Source organism: Salinicola salarius (assembly GCF_003206135.1).
Lineage (GTDB): Bacteria > Pseudomonadota > Gammaproteobacteria > Pseudomonadales > Halomonadaceae > Salinicola > Salinicola salarius.
This window is the reverse complement of record NZ_PZJT01000021.1, coordinates 23383-40223: the sequence shown is the minus strand read 5'-3', so window position 1 is coordinate 40223 and position 16841 is coordinate 23383. Positions and strand designations below refer to the sequence as shown.

16 protein-coding genes are annotated in these 16841 nt (G+C 62.4%); 14 read left to right on the top strand and 2 right to left on the bottom strand.

Features of this window, described 5'->3' with window-relative positions:
- Nucleotides 1-761: 761 nt before the first annotated feature.
- The 14 genes from mnmG (at nucleotide 762) to glmU (ending at nucleotide 14105) form a co-directional block, all read left to right on the top strand.
- Entirely contained in the window at nucleotides 762-2657 is a 1896-nt protein-coding gene (mnmG, locus tag DOM32_RS16175; RefSeq protein WP_110636423.1) for a tRNA uridine-5-carboxymethylaminomethyl(34) synthesis enzyme MnmG, read from the top strand.
- On the top strand, nucleotides 2654-3301 hold the full coding sequence (gene rsmG, locus DOM32_RS16170) for a 16S rRNA (guanine(527)-N(7))-methyltransferase RsmG (protein WP_110636419.1): 648 nt from the start codon (nucleotides 2654-2656) through the stop codon (nucleotides 3299-3301). The genes mnmG and rsmG overlap by 4 nt, the downstream gene beginning before the upstream one ends.
- Nucleotides 3302-3429: 128 nt before the next feature.
- Complete coding sequence (locus DOM32_RS16165; protein ID WP_071232470.1) at nucleotides 3430-4197, top strand: ParA family protein; 768 nt, start codon at nucleotides 3430-3432, stop codon at nucleotides 4195-4197.
- Nucleotides 4198-4225: 28 nt separating this feature from the next.
- Nucleotides 4226-5137 carry a ParB/RepB/Spo0J family partition protein gene (locus tag DOM32_RS16160; protein WP_110636416.1) on the top strand — a complete coding sequence of 304 codons (912 nt, stop codon included), beginning with the start codon at nucleotides 4226-4228 and terminating at the stop codon, nucleotides 5135-5137.
- 281 nt (nucleotides 5138-5418) lie between these two features.
- On the top strand, nucleotides 5419-5781 hold the full coding sequence (locus DOM32_RS16155; protein WP_244179951.1) for a F0F1 ATP synthase subunit I: 363 nt from the start codon (nucleotides 5419-5421) through the stop codon (nucleotides 5779-5781).
- A 3-nt stretch (nucleotides 5782-5784) separates the two neighbouring features.
- Nucleotides 5785-6651 carry a F0F1 ATP synthase subunit A gene (gene atpB / locus DOM32_RS16150; protein ID WP_071232473.1) on the top strand — a complete coding sequence of 289 codons (867 nt, stop codon included), beginning with the start codon at nucleotides 5785-5787 and terminating at the stop codon, nucleotides 6649-6651.
- 73 nt (nucleotides 6652-6724) lie between these two features.
- Nucleotides 6725-6973 (top strand): F0F1 ATP synthase subunit C, encoded by a 249-nt coding sequence (atpE, locus tag DOM32_RS16145; RefSeq protein ID WP_011508579.1) that lies wholly within the window; start codon nucleotides 6725-6727, stop codon nucleotides 6971-6973.
- A 70-nt stretch (nucleotides 6974-7043) separates the two neighbouring features.
- Nucleotides 7044-7514, top strand: a complete 471-nt coding sequence (locus DOM32_RS16140; RefSeq protein WP_110636413.1) for a F0F1 ATP synthase subunit B — start codon at nucleotides 7044-7046, stop codon at nucleotides 7512-7514.
- A gap of 11 nt (nucleotides 7515-7525) precedes the next feature.
- Complete coding sequence (locus DOM32_RS16135) at nucleotides 7526-8068, top strand: F0F1 ATP synthase subunit delta (RefSeq protein ID WP_071232475.1); 543 nt, start codon at nucleotides 7526-7528, stop codon at nucleotides 8066-8068.
- Between the two features lie 16 nt (nucleotides 8069-8084).
- Nucleotides 8085-9629: a F0F1 ATP synthase subunit alpha gene (atpA, locus tag DOM32_RS16130; protein WP_110636410.1), complete on the top strand. Its 1545-nt coding sequence runs from the start codon at nucleotides 8085-8087 to the stop codon at nucleotides 9627-9629.
- A 77-nt stretch (nucleotides 9630-9706) separates the two neighbouring features.
- Nucleotides 9707-10594 carry a F0F1 ATP synthase subunit gamma gene (gene atpG / locus DOM32_RS16125; protein WP_110636407.1) on the top strand — a complete coding sequence of 296 codons (888 nt, stop codon included), beginning with the start codon at nucleotides 9707-9709 and terminating at the stop codon, nucleotides 10592-10594.
- 115 nt (nucleotides 10595-10709) lie between these two features.
- Nucleotides 10710-12083, top strand: coding sequence for a F0F1 ATP synthase subunit beta (atpD, locus tag DOM32_RS16120; RefSeq protein WP_110636404.1), 1374 nt, complete (start codon nucleotides 10710-10712; stop codon nucleotides 12081-12083).
- A gap of 27 nt (nucleotides 12084-12110) precedes the next feature.
- Nucleotides 12111-12536, top strand: a complete 426-nt coding sequence (locus DOM32_RS16115; protein WP_071232479.1) for a F0F1 ATP synthase subunit epsilon — start codon at nucleotides 12111-12113, stop codon at nucleotides 12534-12536.
- 180 nt (nucleotides 12537-12716) lie between these two features.
- Nucleotides 12717-14105: a bifunctional UDP-N-acetylglucosamine diphosphorylase/glucosamine-1-phosphate N-acetyltransferase GlmU gene (gene glmU, locus DOM32_RS16110; RefSeq protein WP_110636401.1), complete on the top strand. Its 1389-nt coding sequence runs from the start codon at nucleotides 12717-12719 to the stop codon at nucleotides 14103-14105.
- A 319-nt stretch (nucleotides 14106-14424) separates the two neighbouring features.
- Here glmU and DOM32_RS16105 read toward each other — a convergent pair whose 3' ends face one another.
- Nucleotides 14425-15525, bottom strand: coding sequence for a DUF1615 domain-containing protein (locus tag DOM32_RS16105; RefSeq protein WP_110636398.1), 1101 nt, complete (start codon nucleotides 15523-15525; stop codon nucleotides 14425-14427).
- On the bottom strand, nucleotides 15522-16670 hold the full coding sequence (gene argE, locus DOM32_RS16100) for an acetylornithine deacetylase (RefSeq protein ID WP_110636395.1): 1149 nt from the start codon (nucleotides 16668-16670) through the stop codon (nucleotides 15522-15524). The genes DOM32_RS16105 and argE overlap by 4 nt, the downstream gene beginning before the upstream one ends.
- Nucleotides 16671-16841 lie beyond the last annotated feature (171 nt).

The window sequence follows — 16841 nt, the reverse complement described above, 5'->3', positions numbered from 1 at the left end:
CCCGAACGCGGGCCGAGCGTTCCGAAAACCGCGGGCACCGGAGGCATTTCCGGTGTCCGCCTTCCTCGAGGTACGCTCTACCCGCCTCCAGCACGCTCAGCCCTTCCTGCACTGCGCTTCTTCATTTCCATCGCCATTCCGCCTGTCCTCTTCGCCGCGTTTTACCGCTTCGTCTCCTGGCTCGAACGATAAACGCCGAGCCATCGGTTCGCCTCAGGGTCGAAAGATCGGGTCGGCCAAGGCCGATTTCGTCATTCATGGTTATCCCAGGCGCGTTTTTCCGCCTGTGGATAGTTTTTTCGCCTATCTGGCTGTAACCCTGATTCGTCCGGCGCTGGCGAGGAATCCGCGGTTTGTTGACCATCGCGGTAACAGTTGGCGTATGCGGCGGTGGACAACCCGTGTGCGGCTGGCGATGTGTACAAAGCGATCTTCTGTCCACAGGAACCAACGCCGTTGTCAGCAGCCTCCCCAGTGCTTTTCAAACAATCGAATAACAATGCAAGTGGTTATCATCCATAGAGTAATTCGACTTATCCACTGAAAGCATCCACACCATTAGTTACTACCACAACAGAACTTCTTTATATATTTTTCTTTATTTAGTAATGACTCTGCTGGCTGGTGGGCTGAAGACAATCGGGTGTGGAAAACCCCTGACGGTTACCCACAGGAGGTTTATACTGGGCGGCTTTTCGAGATTCATTCACTGTCGGGTGCCTGTTCGAGCTACTCGTTTTCAGCACCTCGTGAGGTAAACCGTGGAGTATCCCGACCGTTTTCAGGTCATCGTGATCGGCGGTGGCCATGCCGGTACCGAAGCCGCTCTGGCAGCGGCACGTGGCGGTGCCCGCACCCTGCTGCTGACGCATAACATCGAGACGCTGGGCCAGATGTCCTGCAATCCCGCCATCGGCGGGATCGGCAAGAGCCATCTGGTCAAGGAGATCGATGCCCTGGGTGGTGCCATGGCACAGGCAACCGACCTGGCCGGCATCCAGTTTCGCGTGCTCAATTCCCGCAAGGGGCCGGCGGTTCGCGCCACTCGAGCCCAGGCGGATCGCGTGCGCTACAAGGCCGCCATTCGTGGCATCCTGGAGAACCAGCCGAATCTCACGCTGTTCCAGCAGGGTGTCGACGATCTGATTGTGGAAAACGACACCGTCGTCGGTGTCCGGACCCAGACCGGCATCCGCTTCATGGCGGACACCGTGGTGCTGTGTACCGGTACCTTCCTAGGCGGCGTGATTCACATCGGGCTGGATCATCATGCCGGCGGTCGCGCCGGCGATCCGCCGGCCAACGCGTTGGCGGAACGTCTGCGTGCGCTGCCGTTCCGGGTCGATCGGCTGAAAACCGGGACACCACCGCGGATCGATGCCAAGAGCGTCGATTTCTCCAGGCTCGAGCCACAGCCCGGCGACACGCCGTTGCCGGTAATGTCGTATCTGGGCAGCCGCGAACAGCATCCGCGCCAGGTCGATTGTCATATCGCCCATACCAACGAGCGAACCCACGAGATCATCTTCGCCAATCTCGACCGTTCGCCGATGTATTCCGGCGTGATCGAAGGCGTGGGGCCGCGCTACTGCCCGTCGATCGAGGACAAGGTCCACCGCTTCGCCGACAAGACCAGTCATCAGGTGTTCATCGAACCCGAAGGTCTGGACACTCACGAGCTCTACCCGAACGGGATTTCCACGTCCCTGCCGTTCGACGTTCAGCTACAGGTCGTGCGCTCGATCACCGGACTGGAAAACGCGCATATCACTCGGCCCGGCTACGCCATCGAATACGATTTCTTCGATCCGCGTGATCTCAAGCACTCGCTAGAAACCAAATTTATCCACAACCTGTTCTTCGCCGGTCAGATCAATGGCACGACGGGTTACGAGGAGGCCGGCGCCCAGGGGCTCTTGGCGGGTATCAACGCTGCTCGCCGTTCCCAGGGGGAACCCGCCTGGTGGCCGCGACGCGACGAGGCCTATCTCGGCGTGCTGGTCGACGACCTGATCACCATGGGCACGCAAGAGCCCTATCGGATGTTCACGTCGCGGGCCGAATACCGGCTGCTGCTGCGCGAAGACAACGCCGACCTGCGCCTGACCCCCACCGGTCGCGAGCTGGGCCTGGTCGACGATCACCGCTGGTCGGCGTTTGCCACCAAGCGTGACCAGATCGAGCAGGAGAGCGCCCGGCTGCGTTCGACCTGGGTCCAGCCGAAAACGCCGGCGGCCGAGCGCGTGGCAGAGAAACTCGGACAGCCATTGGCGCGCGAGTACAGCCTGATGGATCTGCTCAAGCGGCCCGAGCTCACCTACGCCGACGTGGCCTCGCTCAAGGGCGAGGCCGTCAGCGAAGAGCCCGTCGCCGAACAGGTGCAGATCGAGGCCAAGTACGAGGGTTATATCGCGCGCCAGCAGGACGAGATCGACCGTCTGCGACGTCACGAAGCGACACCGCTGCCGGAATCGCTGGATTACGCCAGGGTCGAAGGGCTCTCCAACGAGATTCGCCAGAAACTCGAGCAGGCGCGGCCGCAGACGCTGGGCCAGGCCGGTCGCATTTCCGGCGTGACCCCGGCCGCCGTCTCGATTCTGCTGATCCATCTCAAGAAGCGTCGCCTGATCGACGACAGCCAGGCATTGAGCGCATGACACCGGTTTGTGAACGCCGGCTGGACGAGGGTCTGGCGGCACTGAATATCGAGATCGACCGCCGTCAGCGTGAGCGATTGCTGTCGCTGCTCGCGCTGTTGCACAAGTGGAATCGCGCCTATAACCTCACCGCAGTACGCTCGCCCGAGGCGATGGTCAGCCGCCATCTGCTGGACAGCGCCAGCGTGGCCTTTGCCGTGAGCGGCCCCACCTTGCTGGACGTGGGCTCCGGCCCCGGGTTCCCGGGGCTGGTACTGGCCATTCTGGATCCTGGGCTTCAAGTCACGCTGCTGGACAGCAACGGCAAGAAAGTGCGCTTCCAGCGTCAGGCGGTGATGGAACTCGGGCTCGATAACGTGCGCTGCGAGCAGGTTCGGGTCGAAGCCTTCGGCGCCACGTTCGACCAGGTCATCTCGCGCGCTTTCGCCTCGCTGGGCGATTTCATCGGGCTCACCGAGCCCTTGCTGGCCGAAGGCGGAGAATGGCTGGCGATGAAAGGGGGGCTCGAACCCCGAGAGCTCGAATCCGTGCCGGCCCATGTCGCGGTGCACGAGCGTCTCGCCCTGTCGGTGCCCGGTGTCGACGACGCCGAACGGCAACTGCTTCGTCTCGGGCGGGTCGATGTTGCAGGCCATCGTCGATAAGCGTCTCGTGAGATCGATGGACGCGTCATGAGCCGGGCATGGGGACAGCGGCGTCGATGCCAATGCCGATTTAGCGTTAGCGGATCGCTCGCGATCCACAGGATCAGTTTCGACGAAGGGAGTCGCCAGTGACCAGAATCATCGCATTGACCAATCAGAAGGGCGGTGTCGGCAAGACCACGACCGCGGTCAATCTGGCGGCTTGCCTCGCGGCACTCGATCGTCGCGTATTGCTGATCGATCTCGATCCCCAGGGCCACGCCACCATGGGCAGCGGGGTCGACAAGCACGATCTCGACGGCAGCGTGCTCGATGTGCTGCTCGGCGACAAGAGTGCCGCCGAGGTGATCGTCGACTGCGCCGTTGCCGGTTATGCGCTACTGCCGGGCAATGGCGACCTGACCGCTGCCGAGGTCGATCTGCTCGACCGCGATGGCCGCGAACGGGTGCTGCAAACCGCCGTCGGGAGCGTCGCCGAAGATTACGACGTGGTGATGATCGACTGCCCGCCGTCGCTCAACATGCTGACGGTCAACGCCCTGACCGCCGCCCATGGCGTACTGATTCCGGTGCAGTGCGAATTCTACGCGCTCGAAGGACTCTCGGCGCTGCTCGATACCGTCGAACAGATCCAGGAGAGCGTGAACCCCACGCTCGAGATCTTCGGCATCGTGCGAACCATGTACGATCCTCGCAACAGCCTGACGCGAGACGTCAGCAAGCAGCTCGGCCAGTATTTCGGCGATTCCCTGCTCAAGACCACCATCCCGCGCAACGTTCGCGTGGCGGAAGCGCCCAGTCACGGCGTGCCGGTCACCAAATACGCGCGGCTCTCGCGTGGCAGCCAGGCGCACCGTGTTCTGGCCAAGGAACTGATTCGCCGGCTGGCGCTGTAATGACGATGACTGCTGCGAGGAACACCCCATGACGACGCGCAAACGCCCCCTGGGTCGCGGTCTCGACGCCCTGATCGGGTCCAGTGCCCGTCGCCGCGACAGTTTGTCGCAGGCCGATTCGGATACGCCGTCACCCGCACAGGCGCCGCCGGAATCCCAGTCTGTCGAAGAAAGACTCGAGCGGTTGCCGCTGCGCCAGTTGACCCGAGGCAAGTATCAGCCACGACGTGACATCCAGCCCGAAGCCCTGGAAGAACTGGCGGATTCGATCCGTGCACAAGGCGTCATGCAGCCGATCGTGGTGCGACAAATTGGCGCAGAGCGCTACGAGATCATCGCCGGCGAACGTCGCTGGCGGGCTTCTCAACTGGCCGAGCTCGATACCATTCCGGCAGTCATTCGCGAAGTCAGCGACGAGGTCGCGCTGGCGCTGGCGCTGATCGAGAACATTCAGCGCGAGAACCTCAACCCGGTCGAGGAGTCGATGGCGCTCAAGCGTCTGCTCGACGAGTTCGAACTGACCCAGCAGCAGGTCGCCGATGCGGTAGGGCGCTCCCGTGCCCAGGTCGCCAACCTGCTGCGTCTGCTGGCGCTGGAACCGCAGGTGTTGACGCTGCTCGAACGTGGCGATCTGGACATGGGACACGCCCGCGCCCTGCTCAGCCTGCCGGCCGCCAAGCAGCGGCACGCCGCGCACGAAGTCGTGGCGCGGGAGCTTACCGTGCGCCAGACCGAAGCCTTGGTGAAACAGATCGCCAGCGGCCAGAAAAAGGCCGAGGACAAGCGGCCACCGGCGGATGTCGGGCGGCTCGAGAATCGCCTGGCCGACCTGCTAGGTGCACCGGTCAAGATTCATCACAACAGTTCCGGGAAGGGGCGAGTCACCATTCGTTACACCAGCCTCGACGAACTGGATGGCATACTCGGCCACATCCGCTGAAGAGTGATGAATCGTCAGCGCTTTCAGAGATTGAAAAAACGTTTAGCGCGTTAACGGAAATTGCGCACTTTTCGTGAACATTTAATCGGAAAGACGCCTCAGATCGGTGCAGGTTCGGTTGAAGCGGCATTGCCGCTTCTCTATAATCCGCCGAGATTTGCCAGGCTGATGCCGAACGCAGACATCGAACATAGAAACAAGACCATTCCAGGATTCAAGGCGAGACCGACGCCATGCAACCAGCGGCACCGGCCAAGCTTCCAAGACCGCGAATCGCGGCATTGATCCTGTTACAGTGCGGTGTGGTGATGGGGCTGGGTCTCGTCGCCTGGGGTATTTGGGATCGCGGAACAGCGCTTTCCGCTTTGACCGGCGGCTTCGTTGCTGCCATCCCCAACGCCTTTTTTGCCTGGCGTGCCTTTCGCTATCAGGGCGCAGCGCAGGCAAGATACATCGTCAAGAGTTTCTACCACGCCGAGGCCGGCAAGTTCGGTTTGACGGCGGTATTGTTCACGCTGGTATTCGTGACAGTGCCCCCCTCAAACCCTGCTTTCTTCTTTGGCGCTTATGTGGTGACGCTGCTGGCGCACTGGTTGGGGCCCTGGCTCCTGCGCCGACCGTCACACATTCAATCTCGAGGCTGAACCATGGCTGGCAACAACATGACGAGTACGGAGTACATCCAGCACCATTTGCAGAACATGACGTTTGGTCTGCATCCGGAAAACGGCTGGTCCATGGCTCATTCCGCCGCCGATGCCAAGGCGATGGGATTCTGGGCCATTCACGTCGATACCATGCTGTGGTCGATCGGGCTCGGGGTACTGTTCCTGTATCTGTTCCGCCTGGTTGCCAAGCGCGCTTCCACCGGCGTGCCGACCGGGCTGCAGAACTTCGTCGAGATGATGGTCGAATTCGTCGATGGCTCCGTACGCGAGACGTTCCACGGCAAGAGCCGGCTGATCGCGCCGCTGTCGCTGACCATCTTCTGCTGGATCTTCCTGATGAACATCATGGACCTGGTGCCGGTGGACTTCCTGCCGATGCTGGCCCAGAAAGTGGGTGCCTGGTTCGGTGCCGACCCGGCGCACGTCTATTTCAAGGTTGTGCCCACCACCGACGTCAATGCCACGCTCGGCATGTCGCTGTCGGTCTTCGCGCTGATCATTTTCTATTCCATTCGTTCCAAGGGCCTGTCCGGTTTCATCGCGGAATTGACACTGCACCCGTTCAACACGCCCAACAAACTTGCCCAGATCTTGTTGATTCCGGTCAACTTTTTGCTTGAAATCGTTACCTTGTTGGCCAAACCGGTTTCACTGGCGCTACGACTGTTCGGTAACCTCTACGCCGGTGAACTGATCTTCATCCTGATAGCCATGGTCGGACTGTGGCAGCTCCCGCTGCACTTCCCGTGGGCGGTCTTCCACATCCTGATCATCACGCTGCAGGCCTTCATCTTCATGATGCTCACCATCGTCTACCTGAGTATGGCGACGGAAGAGCAGCATTGAGTAGCGTTCCCGTTAACCCCTGACCCTTAGTAAAACTCGACTGAGCAAGACTCGACTGAAACTGGAGAGAACCATGGAAGCACAAGTTCTGGGCATGACCGCAATTGCCGTTTCTCTGTTGATCGGCCTGGGTGCCCTCGGCACCGCCATCGGCTTCGGTATCCTCGGTGGCAAATTCCTGGAAGGCGCCGCGCGTCAGCCGGAAATGATCCCGCAGCTGCAGGTCAAGATGTTCATCGTCGCGGGCCTGCTTGACGCTGTGACCATGATCGGTGTCGGTATCGCCCTGTTCTTCACCTTCGCCAATCCGTTTGTCGGTTAACGGCACCGTTCGTGGCCCACGAGGCCTCCGGTGACCCTAACCCCAAACCCGTGACGCGAGAGGTGCTGGCGTGAATCTGAACCTTACACTGATTGGTCAGGCCATTGCCTTTGCAGTCTTCGTCTGGTTCTGCATGAAGTATGTATGGCCCCCGGTCATGCAGGCCCTGCAGGAGCGACAGAAGAAGATTGCCGATGGACTGGATGCAGCCAGCCGTGCGACCCGTGATCTCGAACTGGCTCAGGAAAAGGCCGAAGAGACTCTGCGGGAAAGCAAGGAACAGGCGCAGCAGATCCTGGAACAGGCCAACAAGCGGGCCAATCAGATCGTCGAAGAAGCCCGCGACAATGCGCGGGCCGAAGGCGAGCGCATCATTGCAGGCGCTCGCAGCGAAATCGATCAGGAGATCAATCGCGCGAAGGAAGAGCTGCGTGCCCAGGTATCGCTGCTGGCCGTCGCCGGTGCAGAGCGCATCCTGGAGTCCTCCATCGACGAAGCCAAGCATCGTGAGCTCGTCGACAAGCTCGCTGCCGAGCTCTAAGGAGGCGCACCATGGCTGAATCGTCTACCGTCGCTCGACCCTACGCCAAGGCGGCGTTCGAGTTCGCGCGCGATAACAAGGCGCTCCAAGCGTGGTCCCAGAGTCTGTCACTGGTCGCCCAGGCGGCCGGTGACTCCGATGTCCGTGAACGCATTCTCGGCAACCCGCGGCTGACCTTCGAGGACAAGACGCGTCTGCTGCTGGAAGTCTGCGGTGACGAACCTTTCGACGAAGGGGTAGGCAACTTCCTGCGCCTCGTCGGTGAAAAGGGGCGTCTGGCTGCGTTGCCCGACATCCACGCCGAGTTCGAGGCGCTGCGCGCCCAGCAGGAAAAGCGGGTCGATGTCACCATCGTCTCCGCCTTCGCGCTGGATGACGCGCAGCAGTCCGTGCTCGCCGAGGCTCTGAAGAAGCGCCTGAATCGTGAAATCTCCATTACCACTCAGGTGGACCGCGAGCTGCTAGGCGGCGTGATCCTGCGTACCGGTGATACCGTCATCGACGGTTCGGTACGCGGTCGATTGCAACGTCTGCGCGAAGCGCTCACCGCCTGAGTTCGAGGGACATGGCATGCAGCAACTGAATCCTTCCGAGATCAGCGACATCATCAAACAGCGTATCGAAAAGCTGGATGTCGCGTCCGAAGCCCGCAATCAGGGCACCGTCGTCAGCGTCGCTGACGGCATCGTTCGCATCCACGGCCTGGCCGATGCGATGCTGGGCGAAATGATCGAATTCCCCGGTGGCGTCTTCGGCATGGCGCTCAACCTCGAGCGCGACAGTGTCGGCGCCGTGGTCCTGGGCGACTACCTGGAGCTCGAAGAGGGCATGACCGCGCAGTGTACCGGTCGTATCCTCGAAGTGCCGGTAGGCCCGGAGCTGATCGGCCGTGTGGTCGATGCGCTGGGCAACCCGATCGATGGCAAGGGCGACATCGACGCCAAGATGACCGACGCGATCGAGAAGGTCGCGCCGGGCGTCATCACGCGTCAGTCCGTCGACGAGCCGATCCAGACCGGTCTCAAGTCGATCGACGCCATGGTGCCGATCGGCCGCGGTCAGCGCGAGCTGATCATCGGCGACCGTCAGATCGGTAAATCGGCGGTCGCGCTCGACGCGATCATCAACCAGAAGGGCAAGGGCGTCACCTGTATCTACGTCGCCATTGGCCAGAAGCAGTCGACCATCGCCAACGTGGTGCGCAAGCTCGAAGAGCACGGCGCCATGGGCCACACCATCGTGGTGGCCGCCGGTGCTGCCGACCCGGCCTCGATGCAGTATCTGGCACCGTATGCCGGCTGCACCATGGGCGAGTACTTCCGCGACCGCGGCGAAGACGCGATGATCGTCTACGACGATCTTTCCAAGCAGGCCGTCGCCTATCGCCAGATCTCGCTGCTGCTGCGTCGTCCGCCGGGCCGTGAAGCCTATCCGGGTGATGTCTTCTATCTCCACTCGCGTCTGCTCGAACGCGCCGCGCGTGTCAACGTCGACTACGTCGAGAAGTTCACCAACGGTGAAGTGAAAGGCAAGACCGGTTCGTTGACCGCACTGCCGATCATCGAGACCCAGGGTGGCGACGTCTCCGCGTTCGTTCCGACCAACGTGATCTCGATCACCGACGGTCAGATCTTCCTCGAGACCGGCCTGTTCAACTCCGGTATCCGCCCGGCGATCAACGCCGGTCTGTCGGTATCGCGTGTCGGTGGTTCGGCCCAGACCAAGATCATCAAGAAGCTCGGCGGCGGTGTTCGTCTGGCTCTCGCGCAGTATCGCGAGCTGGCGGCGTTCTCGCAGTTCGCTTCCGATCTCGACGAGGCGACCCGCAAGCAGCTCGAGCACGGTCAGCGTGTCACCGAACTGATGAAGCAGAAGCAGTACTCGCCGTTGTCCGTGGCCGAGATGGGCGTCACGCTTTACGCCGCCAACGAGGGCTTCCTGGACGACGTCGCGGTCGACAAGGTGCTGGACTTCGAACGTGCATTGCACGATTACATGAAGTCCGAGCACGCCGATCTGCTCGACAAGATCAACCAGAGCGGCGGATACGACGACGAGATCCAGCAAGGTCTCAAGTCGGGTCTCGAGTCGTTCAAGTCCACTCAGACCTGGTAAGCGGCGCGGCTCGCTCCATCGCGTGATGTGAGCGAGCCGGCCTGCCCGGCTGAGCGGCATGAATCAGGTGATCCGCGATGGCAGCTGCAAAAGAGATCAAATCCCAGATCGGGAGCATCAAGAACACGCAGAAAATCACCAGCGCCATGGAAATGGTCGCTGCGTCGAAGATGCGTCGGGCTCAGGAGCGCATGGCGGCCAGCCAGCCCTATGCCAAACTGATCCGCCGGGTGGTCGGCCACGTCGCCAAGGCCAATCCGGAATACCGCCACGAGTACATGGTCGACCGTGAGGTCAAGCGCGTCGGTTATATCGTGGTATCCAGTGATCGCGGGCTGGCCGGCGGCTTGAACGTCAATCTGTTCAAGGCCGTGGTCAACCATGCCCGGGACTGGGACAAGAAGGGCGTCGGTGCCGACTTTGCGGCCATCGGCAGCAAGGCCGGCGGCTTCTTCCGCAAGCGCGGCGGCAACCTGCTGGCGGCCAAGAAAGGCCTCGGCGATGCCCCGGAAGCCCAGGATCTGGTCGGTAGCGTCAAGGTGATGCTCGATGCCTTCGACGAGGGCAGTCTGGATCGGCTCTATGTGGTGTACAACGAATTCGTCAACACCATGAGCCAGAAACCCGTGGTTCGTCAGTTGCTGCCGCTGGCAGCGTTCGACGAGGGCGAGGACGGGGAAGAACAACCCGGTCCCGGTGCGACACAGAACTGGGACTACCTGTATGAGCCGGATGCCAAGACCCTGCTCGATCACCTGCTGGTTCGCTATGTCGAATCCCAGGTGTATCAGGCCGTGGTCGAGAACGTGGCCTGCGAACAGGCTGCGCGCATGATCGCGATGAAGAACGCGACCGACAACGCCGGCAATCTGATTGACGATCTTCAACTGGTGTACAACAAGGCGCGTCAGGCGGCCATTACCCAGGAAATTTCGGAAATCGTCGGCGGTGCCGCGGCGGTATGACGGTTCGCCGCCTGCGGGGCGGCGATCTCGAGTACGGCTTGGCCAAGCGTCGTGTGAATGAGTTCACTTCGCACGACGCCTACAGGTTTCATTTGCAGGTTTACGAGGAACCACTATGAGCGGACGTATCGTACAAATCATCGGCGCGGTGGTTGACGTAGAGTTTCCGCGGGACGACGTTCCCAAGGTCTACGACGCGCTGACGGTCTCGGGTAAAGAGGCCGTTCTCGAAGTGCAACAGCAGCTCGGCGACGGCGTGGTTCGCGCCATCGTCATGGGCTCCAGTGAAGGTCTCCAGCGGGGCATCGAGGTGGTCAACACCGGTGCGCCGATTTCGGTGCCGGTCGGCAAGCAGACGCTGGGCCGCATCATGAACGTGCTGGGCGAGCCGATCGACGAAGCCGGCGAGATCGATGCCGAGCGCATGCCGATCCACCGTCAGGCGCCAGGCTATGCTGACCAGGCCGCTTCCAGCGACCTGCTGGAAACCGGTATCAAGGTCATCGACCTGGTGTGCCCGTTCGCCAAGGGCGGCAAGGTCGGCCTGTTCGGCGGCGCCGGTGTCGGCAAGACCGTCAACATGATGGAACTGATCCGTAACATCGCCACCGAGCACAGCGGTTATTCCGTGTTCGCCGGTGTCGGCGAGCGTACTCGTGAAGGTAACGACTTCTACCACGAGATGCAGGAATCCAACGTTCTCGACAAGGTCGCCCTGGTCTACGGCCAGATGAACGAGCCGCCGGGCAACCGTCTGCGCGTCGCCCTGACCGGCCTGACCATCGCCGAGAACTTCCGTGACGAAGGTCGTGACGTCCTGCTGTTCGTCGACAACATCTACCGCTACACCCTGGCCGGTACCGAAGTGTCGGCACTGCTGGGTCGTATGCCGTCGGCGGTGGGTTACCAGCCGACCCTGGCGGAAGAGATGGGTGCCCTGCAGGAGCGCATCACCTCGACCAAGACCGGCTCGATCACTTCCGTCCAGGCCGTCTACGTGCCGGCGGACGACTTGACCGACCCGTCTCCGGCGACCACCTTCGCCCACCTGGATTCGACCGTGACCCTGTCGCGTTCCATCGCCGAGCTGGGTATCTATCCGGCCGTCGATCCGCTCGACTCCACCTCGCGCCAGCTCGATCCGCTGGTCGTCGGCGAAGAGCACTACAACACTGCTCGCGGTGTGCAGAACGTGCTTCAGCGCTACAAGGAGCTCAAGGACATCATCGCCATCCTGGGGATGGACGAGCTGTCCGACGAAGACAAGCTGGCCGTGGCACGGGCGCGTAAGATCCAGCGCTTCCTGTCGCAGCCGTTCTTCGTCGCCGAGGTCTTCACCGGTGCGCCCGGCAAGTACGTGTCGCTGCAGGAAACCATTCGTGGTTTCCAGGGCATCCTCAACGGCGACTACGACGACATGCCGGAACAGGCGTTCTACATGGTCGGCACCATCGACGAAGCCGTCGAGAAAGCCAAGAGCATGAAGTAAGCCTGCAGACTCCCGGGAGATATCGCTATGGCCACATTTCAGTGTGACATCGTCAGTGCCGAGAAGGAGATCTTCTCGGGCAACGTCGAGCAGCTCATCGCTGCCGGCGTGGCCGGCGATCTGGGTATCCTGCGCGGTCACGCGCCGCTGCTGACCGAGCTCAAGCCCGGTCCGGTGCGCGTGATTCAGGAAAGCGGTGAAGAAGAGCTCTACTACGTCACCGGCGGCTTCCTCGAAGTGCAGCCGGACGTGGTCTCGGTGCTGGCGGATACCGCCACCCGAGCCAGCGATCTCGATGAAGCGGAAGCCGAGCAGGCGCGTCAGCATGCGCTGGCCTCGCTCAACGAAAAGCAGACCGAGCTCGACTACGCGCGCGCCGCCGCCGAACTGGCCGAAGCCACCGCTCAGCTGCGCACGCTGCAACAGCTGCGTCGCAAGGGCGGCCGAGGCTGACGGCACGCGCCGTGCACCGACGCAAGTACCCGTGCAGTACACGCTAGTGCGGTACCAGAAGGCGACTCCCCGGAGTCGCCTTTTTCGTGGCCGCCCGGTTATCTCCGGTTCCTCTGTCAGGCCGCGTCTTAAACGCTAGAATGACGCCCAGTTTCCATTGATCAGCGAAGGACTAATGCCATGACCCTCGACGTCGTGATTCTGGCCGCCGGCCAAGGTACCCGCATGCGCTCGAAGACACCGAAGGTGCTGCACGAGCTGGCGGGCCGCCCCCTGGTTCAGCACGTCGTCGATACCGCCGCGGGGCTGGAGCGCGCCAGGCTGCATGTGGTGGTCGGCCACGGCGGCGAGGCGGTGCGCGACGCGCTGTCGAACACCGGTTCGATGCCTGCCGATCGCGAACTCGCCTTCTGCGAGCAGACCGAGCAGAAGGGCACCGGGCATGCGATTGCCCAGGCGCTGGATGGCCTCGGCGACGGCAAGGTGCTGGTGCTCTACGGTGACGTGCCGCTGATCCAGGCCAGGACCCTCGAAAGCCTGCTCGAGGGCGTCGACGAGCAGCACATGGCGCTGTTGACGGTGACGCTCGACGATCCTGCCGGCTATGGCCGGATCGTGCGCAACGACAAGGATGCGGTCGTCGCCATCGTCGAACACAAGGACGCCGATGCCAAGCAGCGCGCCATCCGTGAATGCAACACCGGCATCATGGCGATGACCAGCGCACAGCTGCGTCGCTGGCTGCCGCAGCTCTCCGCCGAGAACGCCCAGGGCGAGTACTACCTGACCGACGTGATCGCCATGGCCGCCGCGGATGGCGTCGAGATCAAGGCGACCCGGCCGAGCTCGCCGGTCGAAGTCGAGGGCGTCAATGATCGCCGCCAGTTGGCGGCACTGGAGCGCGCCTATCAGCGTCGCCAGGCGGATCGTCTGATGGCGGCAGGAGTCACTCTCGCGGACCCCCAGCGTTTCGATCTGCGGGGAGAGGTCACTCTCGGCCGGGATATCCGGATCGACGTCAACGTGATCCTGGAAGGGCAGGTGACGCTGGAAGACGACGTGGTCATCGGCCCCAACTGCGTGATCAAGGACAGCATCCTGAGGCGCGGCGCAGTGGTGAAGGCCAACAGCCATCTGGAAGGCGCCGAAATGGGCGAAGGCAGCGACTGCGGCCCGTTCGCCCGCCTGCGTCCCGGCACCCGCCTGGGCGCCAAGGCGCATGTGGGCAACTTCGTCGAGACCAAGAACGCCACCCTCGGCGAGGGCGTCAAGGCGGGCCATTTAAGCTATCTGGGCGACGCCGAGATCGGCCGCGACACCAACATCGGTGCCGGGACGATCACCTGCAACTACGATGGCGCCAACAAGCATCGCACCGAGATCGGGGAAGCGGTCTTCGTCGGCTCCAACAGCTCGCTGGTCGCCCCGGTCACCATCGGTAATGGCGCCACGATTGCCGCGGGCTCGACGATCACTCGCGAGGTGAAAGAGGATGAGTTGGCCATCGGGCGGAGTCGGCAGGTGGTCAAGCAGGGCTGGCAGCGGCCGCGCAAGGCCCCGAAGTCCTGAGCCAGTTTTATTCAGAACTCATTCGAGACAAACGAGTTCACCACTGGCAGGGTTCTGGCGATCCTCATCGCCGTGAATGCGAGGGGCAAGCCCCTCGCGCTCCCTTTTTCGCGCCACAGGCTCAAGAAATCCCGAGCATCTTCGTCAGCGCTTCGGGTCGGCGCGCAAGGACGTCCCTGTCCCGGCGCGCCTCTAGCGACCTCCATGTCGCTAGACCCGGCTCGCCGAAGATCGCTCGGGTTGAGCCTGGAAGGCGCTATCGGGTGGTTTCTTTCCGGCGACTGGAGAAACTTGCCGTTCAGATTTCAAATATTGGACATCACCGCCTCATGCACTGCTGCCAGCGGTCGTCGACCCGATTGGCAAACCATGCCGTGGTCAGGTTGCGGGTGATCTTGGGGCTTTCGAGCTTGATGCCCGGCAGGCGTGCGTAGGGGATGGACTGACCTTCCTGCTGTAGCGCCAGCGAGTAGACCTTTTCGTAGAGCTCGGTCTGTTCGAATTCGAGGGAATTCTCCTGCTCGAGCGCGTCTCGGATCTCGCCGTCGTCCATCTCCAGCTGGCGTTTCAGCGTGCGAACCGCCAGTTCTGTCTGCCCGGCCTGACGGGAGCCAGGAATGATCAGGTCGCCATCGAGTGCCAGCGGAATGCCGGAAAGCTGGCTCACTGCGGCCTGGAACGCGGCGTTGCGGCTGGCATACCAGCCGGCGTTGAAGTCGGCGAAACGATAGATCGGCTCGTCGTAATTCGCGGGATAGCCGAGCAGGTGGGCGATGCCGAAATAGAGCCCGCCGCGGCGCGTGAACACTTCGTGGCGGATCGAGCCGTCGACCGGGTAGGGATAGTTCTCGGCATGCTCCTCGGCGAAATCGACGCTGACCTGCATCGGGCCGCCGGTATGCACCGGGTTGAGGCTACCGAAGAGCTGGCGGCCCAGCGGCGCCATGCCGATGAAATCCTCGAAGATCTCGCTCATCTCCCGCTCGGTGGTGATGTGGTCGAGACGCTCGCTGTAGGTCTCGCCAGTGGGCGATTCGAGATTCAGGCCCGCCTCGACCAGAAAGCCGGGAATGTGCAGGGCGCTGGCGCGACGTTCGATCTCCTCCCGGGCGATGGTCGAAAGATTGGGTACGCTGGGATCCGCCGTGTAGGTCGATTCCTGCTCGATCACTGCCAGCACCGAGCAGAGATTGTCCCGGGTTGCGGGCAGATTCTGGGCCGAGAACGCGGCGGTAATGTCTGTCGCCCAGCCGTCGCGATCCTCGGCGGAGGCGGGAATGAGCGAGACCAGTTCGTTCTTCACGCTCGCCGGACGCTGCTCGAAGCCGGGCTGGGGCGCCTGCGTGCTACAGCCGGCCAGCAGGGCCAGCGCGAATGCCGGTGCCCAGCGAAGCCTGGAAAGGCGTGTGAATCCCTTCATGCGCTCAAATGCTCCTTCAGTCTCTGCATCATCGCATCGCAGCGCTCGAGCTGGTCGATGGCGATGAACTCGTCCGGCTTGTGGCCCTGATCCATGCAGCCGGGGCCGCAGACCACGGTGGGAATGCCGGCTTCGTGGAACAGCCCGCCCTCGGTGCCGTAGGCGACGGTGCCGAAGTCATCGCGACCCGAGAGCGTAGCGATCAGGCGCGCCACCTCGCTCGAGGCCTCGGTGGTCAGCCCCGGGTAGGCCTGCAGCGGCTCGAACACGATATCGGTGTTCGGCTCGACCGCGCGCATGCGAGGGATCAGTTCGTTTTCGGCGTAGTCGCGCATCTCGCGCTCCACCTCGCCGGCATCGAAGCCCGGCAGCGAGCGGACTTCCCAGTCGAAGCGGCACTCCGACGGCACGATGTTGAGCGCGCGGCCACCCTCGATCACGCCGGTCTGAATGGTGGAAAAAGGCGGGTAGAAGCGGTCGTCGTGACGCGATGGGTCGGCCAGCCGCTCGCCAATCTGGTTGAGCCGAGTAATCATCCTGGCGGCGTACTCGATGGCGTTGACGCCTTCCGGCGCATAGGCGGAGTGGCAGGGCGCGCCATGCACGCGGCAGCGCACGCCGAGCTTGCCCTTGTGGCCCAGCACCGGCTTGAGTTCGGTCGGCTCGCCGATGATGCAGGCCAGCGGCTTGTGAGGTCTGCCTTCCAGCATCGAAATGATCGAACGCACGCCGAGACAGCCCACTTCCTCGTCATACGAGAACGCCAGATGGATCGGCGTCTTCAGCTCCGCAGCGGTGAAGCTCGGCACCGCCGCCAGCACGCAGGCGAGATAGCCTTTCATGTCGGTCGTCCCGCGTCCGTAGAGCTTGCCGTCGCGCTCGGTGATCTCGAACGCCGGCACCGTCCACGGCTGGCCGTCCACCGGCACCACGTCGGTATGGCCGGAGAGCACCACGCCGCCGCGATCGGTCGGGCCGATCGTCGCCCATAGATTGGCCTTGCTGCCGTCTTCGTTGTGAATCAGCTCGCTATCGACGTCGTGTTGGGCGAGATAATCACGCACGAATTCGATCAGGGCGAGATTGGATTCGCGACTGACGGTATCGAAGCCGATGAGTTTCCCGAGGAGTTCCTGACTGGTCATGCCTGGAGGCCTTTTATGGTTGTTTCCGATGGCGACCATGATGCCGAGCCTGCCCAATGGTGGCTACCTCGCCACCTCGAGTATCGCAAGACTTGACGAGTTTGCCTCAATAAGCTTTGATTCGAATCTGTTAACTTTCGAATCGAAAGATAAAGGCCGAATCTCGAAACT

Bases quoted from the DNA above. Each gene is read 5' to 3' on its own strand.
- DOM32_RS16160 (WP_110636416.1), top strand. From the start codon at position 4,226: ATGACGACGCGCAAACGCCCCCTGGGTCGCGGTCTCGACGCCCTGATC.
- argE (WP_110636395.1), bottom strand. From the start codon at position 16,670: ATGACCAGTCAGGAACTCCTCGGGAAACTCATCGGCTTCGATACCGTC.
- atpB (WP_071232473.1), top strand. From the start codon at position 5,785: ATGGCTGGCAACAACATGACGAGTACGGAGTACATCCAGCACCATTTG.
- DOM32_RS16105 (WP_110636398.1), bottom strand. From the start codon at position 15,525: ATGAAGGGATTCACACGCCTTTCCAGGCTTCGCTGGGCACCGGCATTC.
- atpG (WP_110636407.1), top strand. From the start codon at position 9,707: ATGGCAGCTGCAAAAGAGATCAAATCCCAGATCGGGAGCATCAAGAAC.
- atpD (WP_110636404.1), top strand. From the start codon at position 10,710: ATGAGCGGACGTATCGTACAAATCATCGGCGCGGTGGTTGACGTAGAG.
- rsmG (WP_110636419.1), top strand. From the start codon at position 2,654: ATGACACCGGTTTGTGAACGCCGGCTGGACGAGGGTCTGGCGGCACTG.
- DOM32_RS16135 (WP_071232475.1), top strand. From the start codon at position 7,526: ATGGCTGAATCGTCTACCGTCGCTCGACCCTACGCCAAGGCGGCGTTC.
- glmU (WP_110636401.1), top strand. From the start codon at position 12,717: ATGACCCTCGACGTCGTGATTCTGGCCGCCGGCCAAGGTACCCGCATG.
- DOM32_RS16115 (WP_071232479.1), top strand. From the start codon at position 12,111: ATGGCCACATTTCAGTGTGACATCGTCAGTGCCGAGAAGGAGATCTTC.
- atpA (WP_110636410.1), top strand. From the start codon at position 8,085: ATGCAGCAACTGAATCCTTCCGAGATCAGCGACATCATCAAACAGCGT.
- atpE (WP_011508579.1), top strand. From the start codon at position 6,725: ATGGAAGCACAAGTTCTGGGCATGACCGCAATTGCCGTTTCTCTGTTG.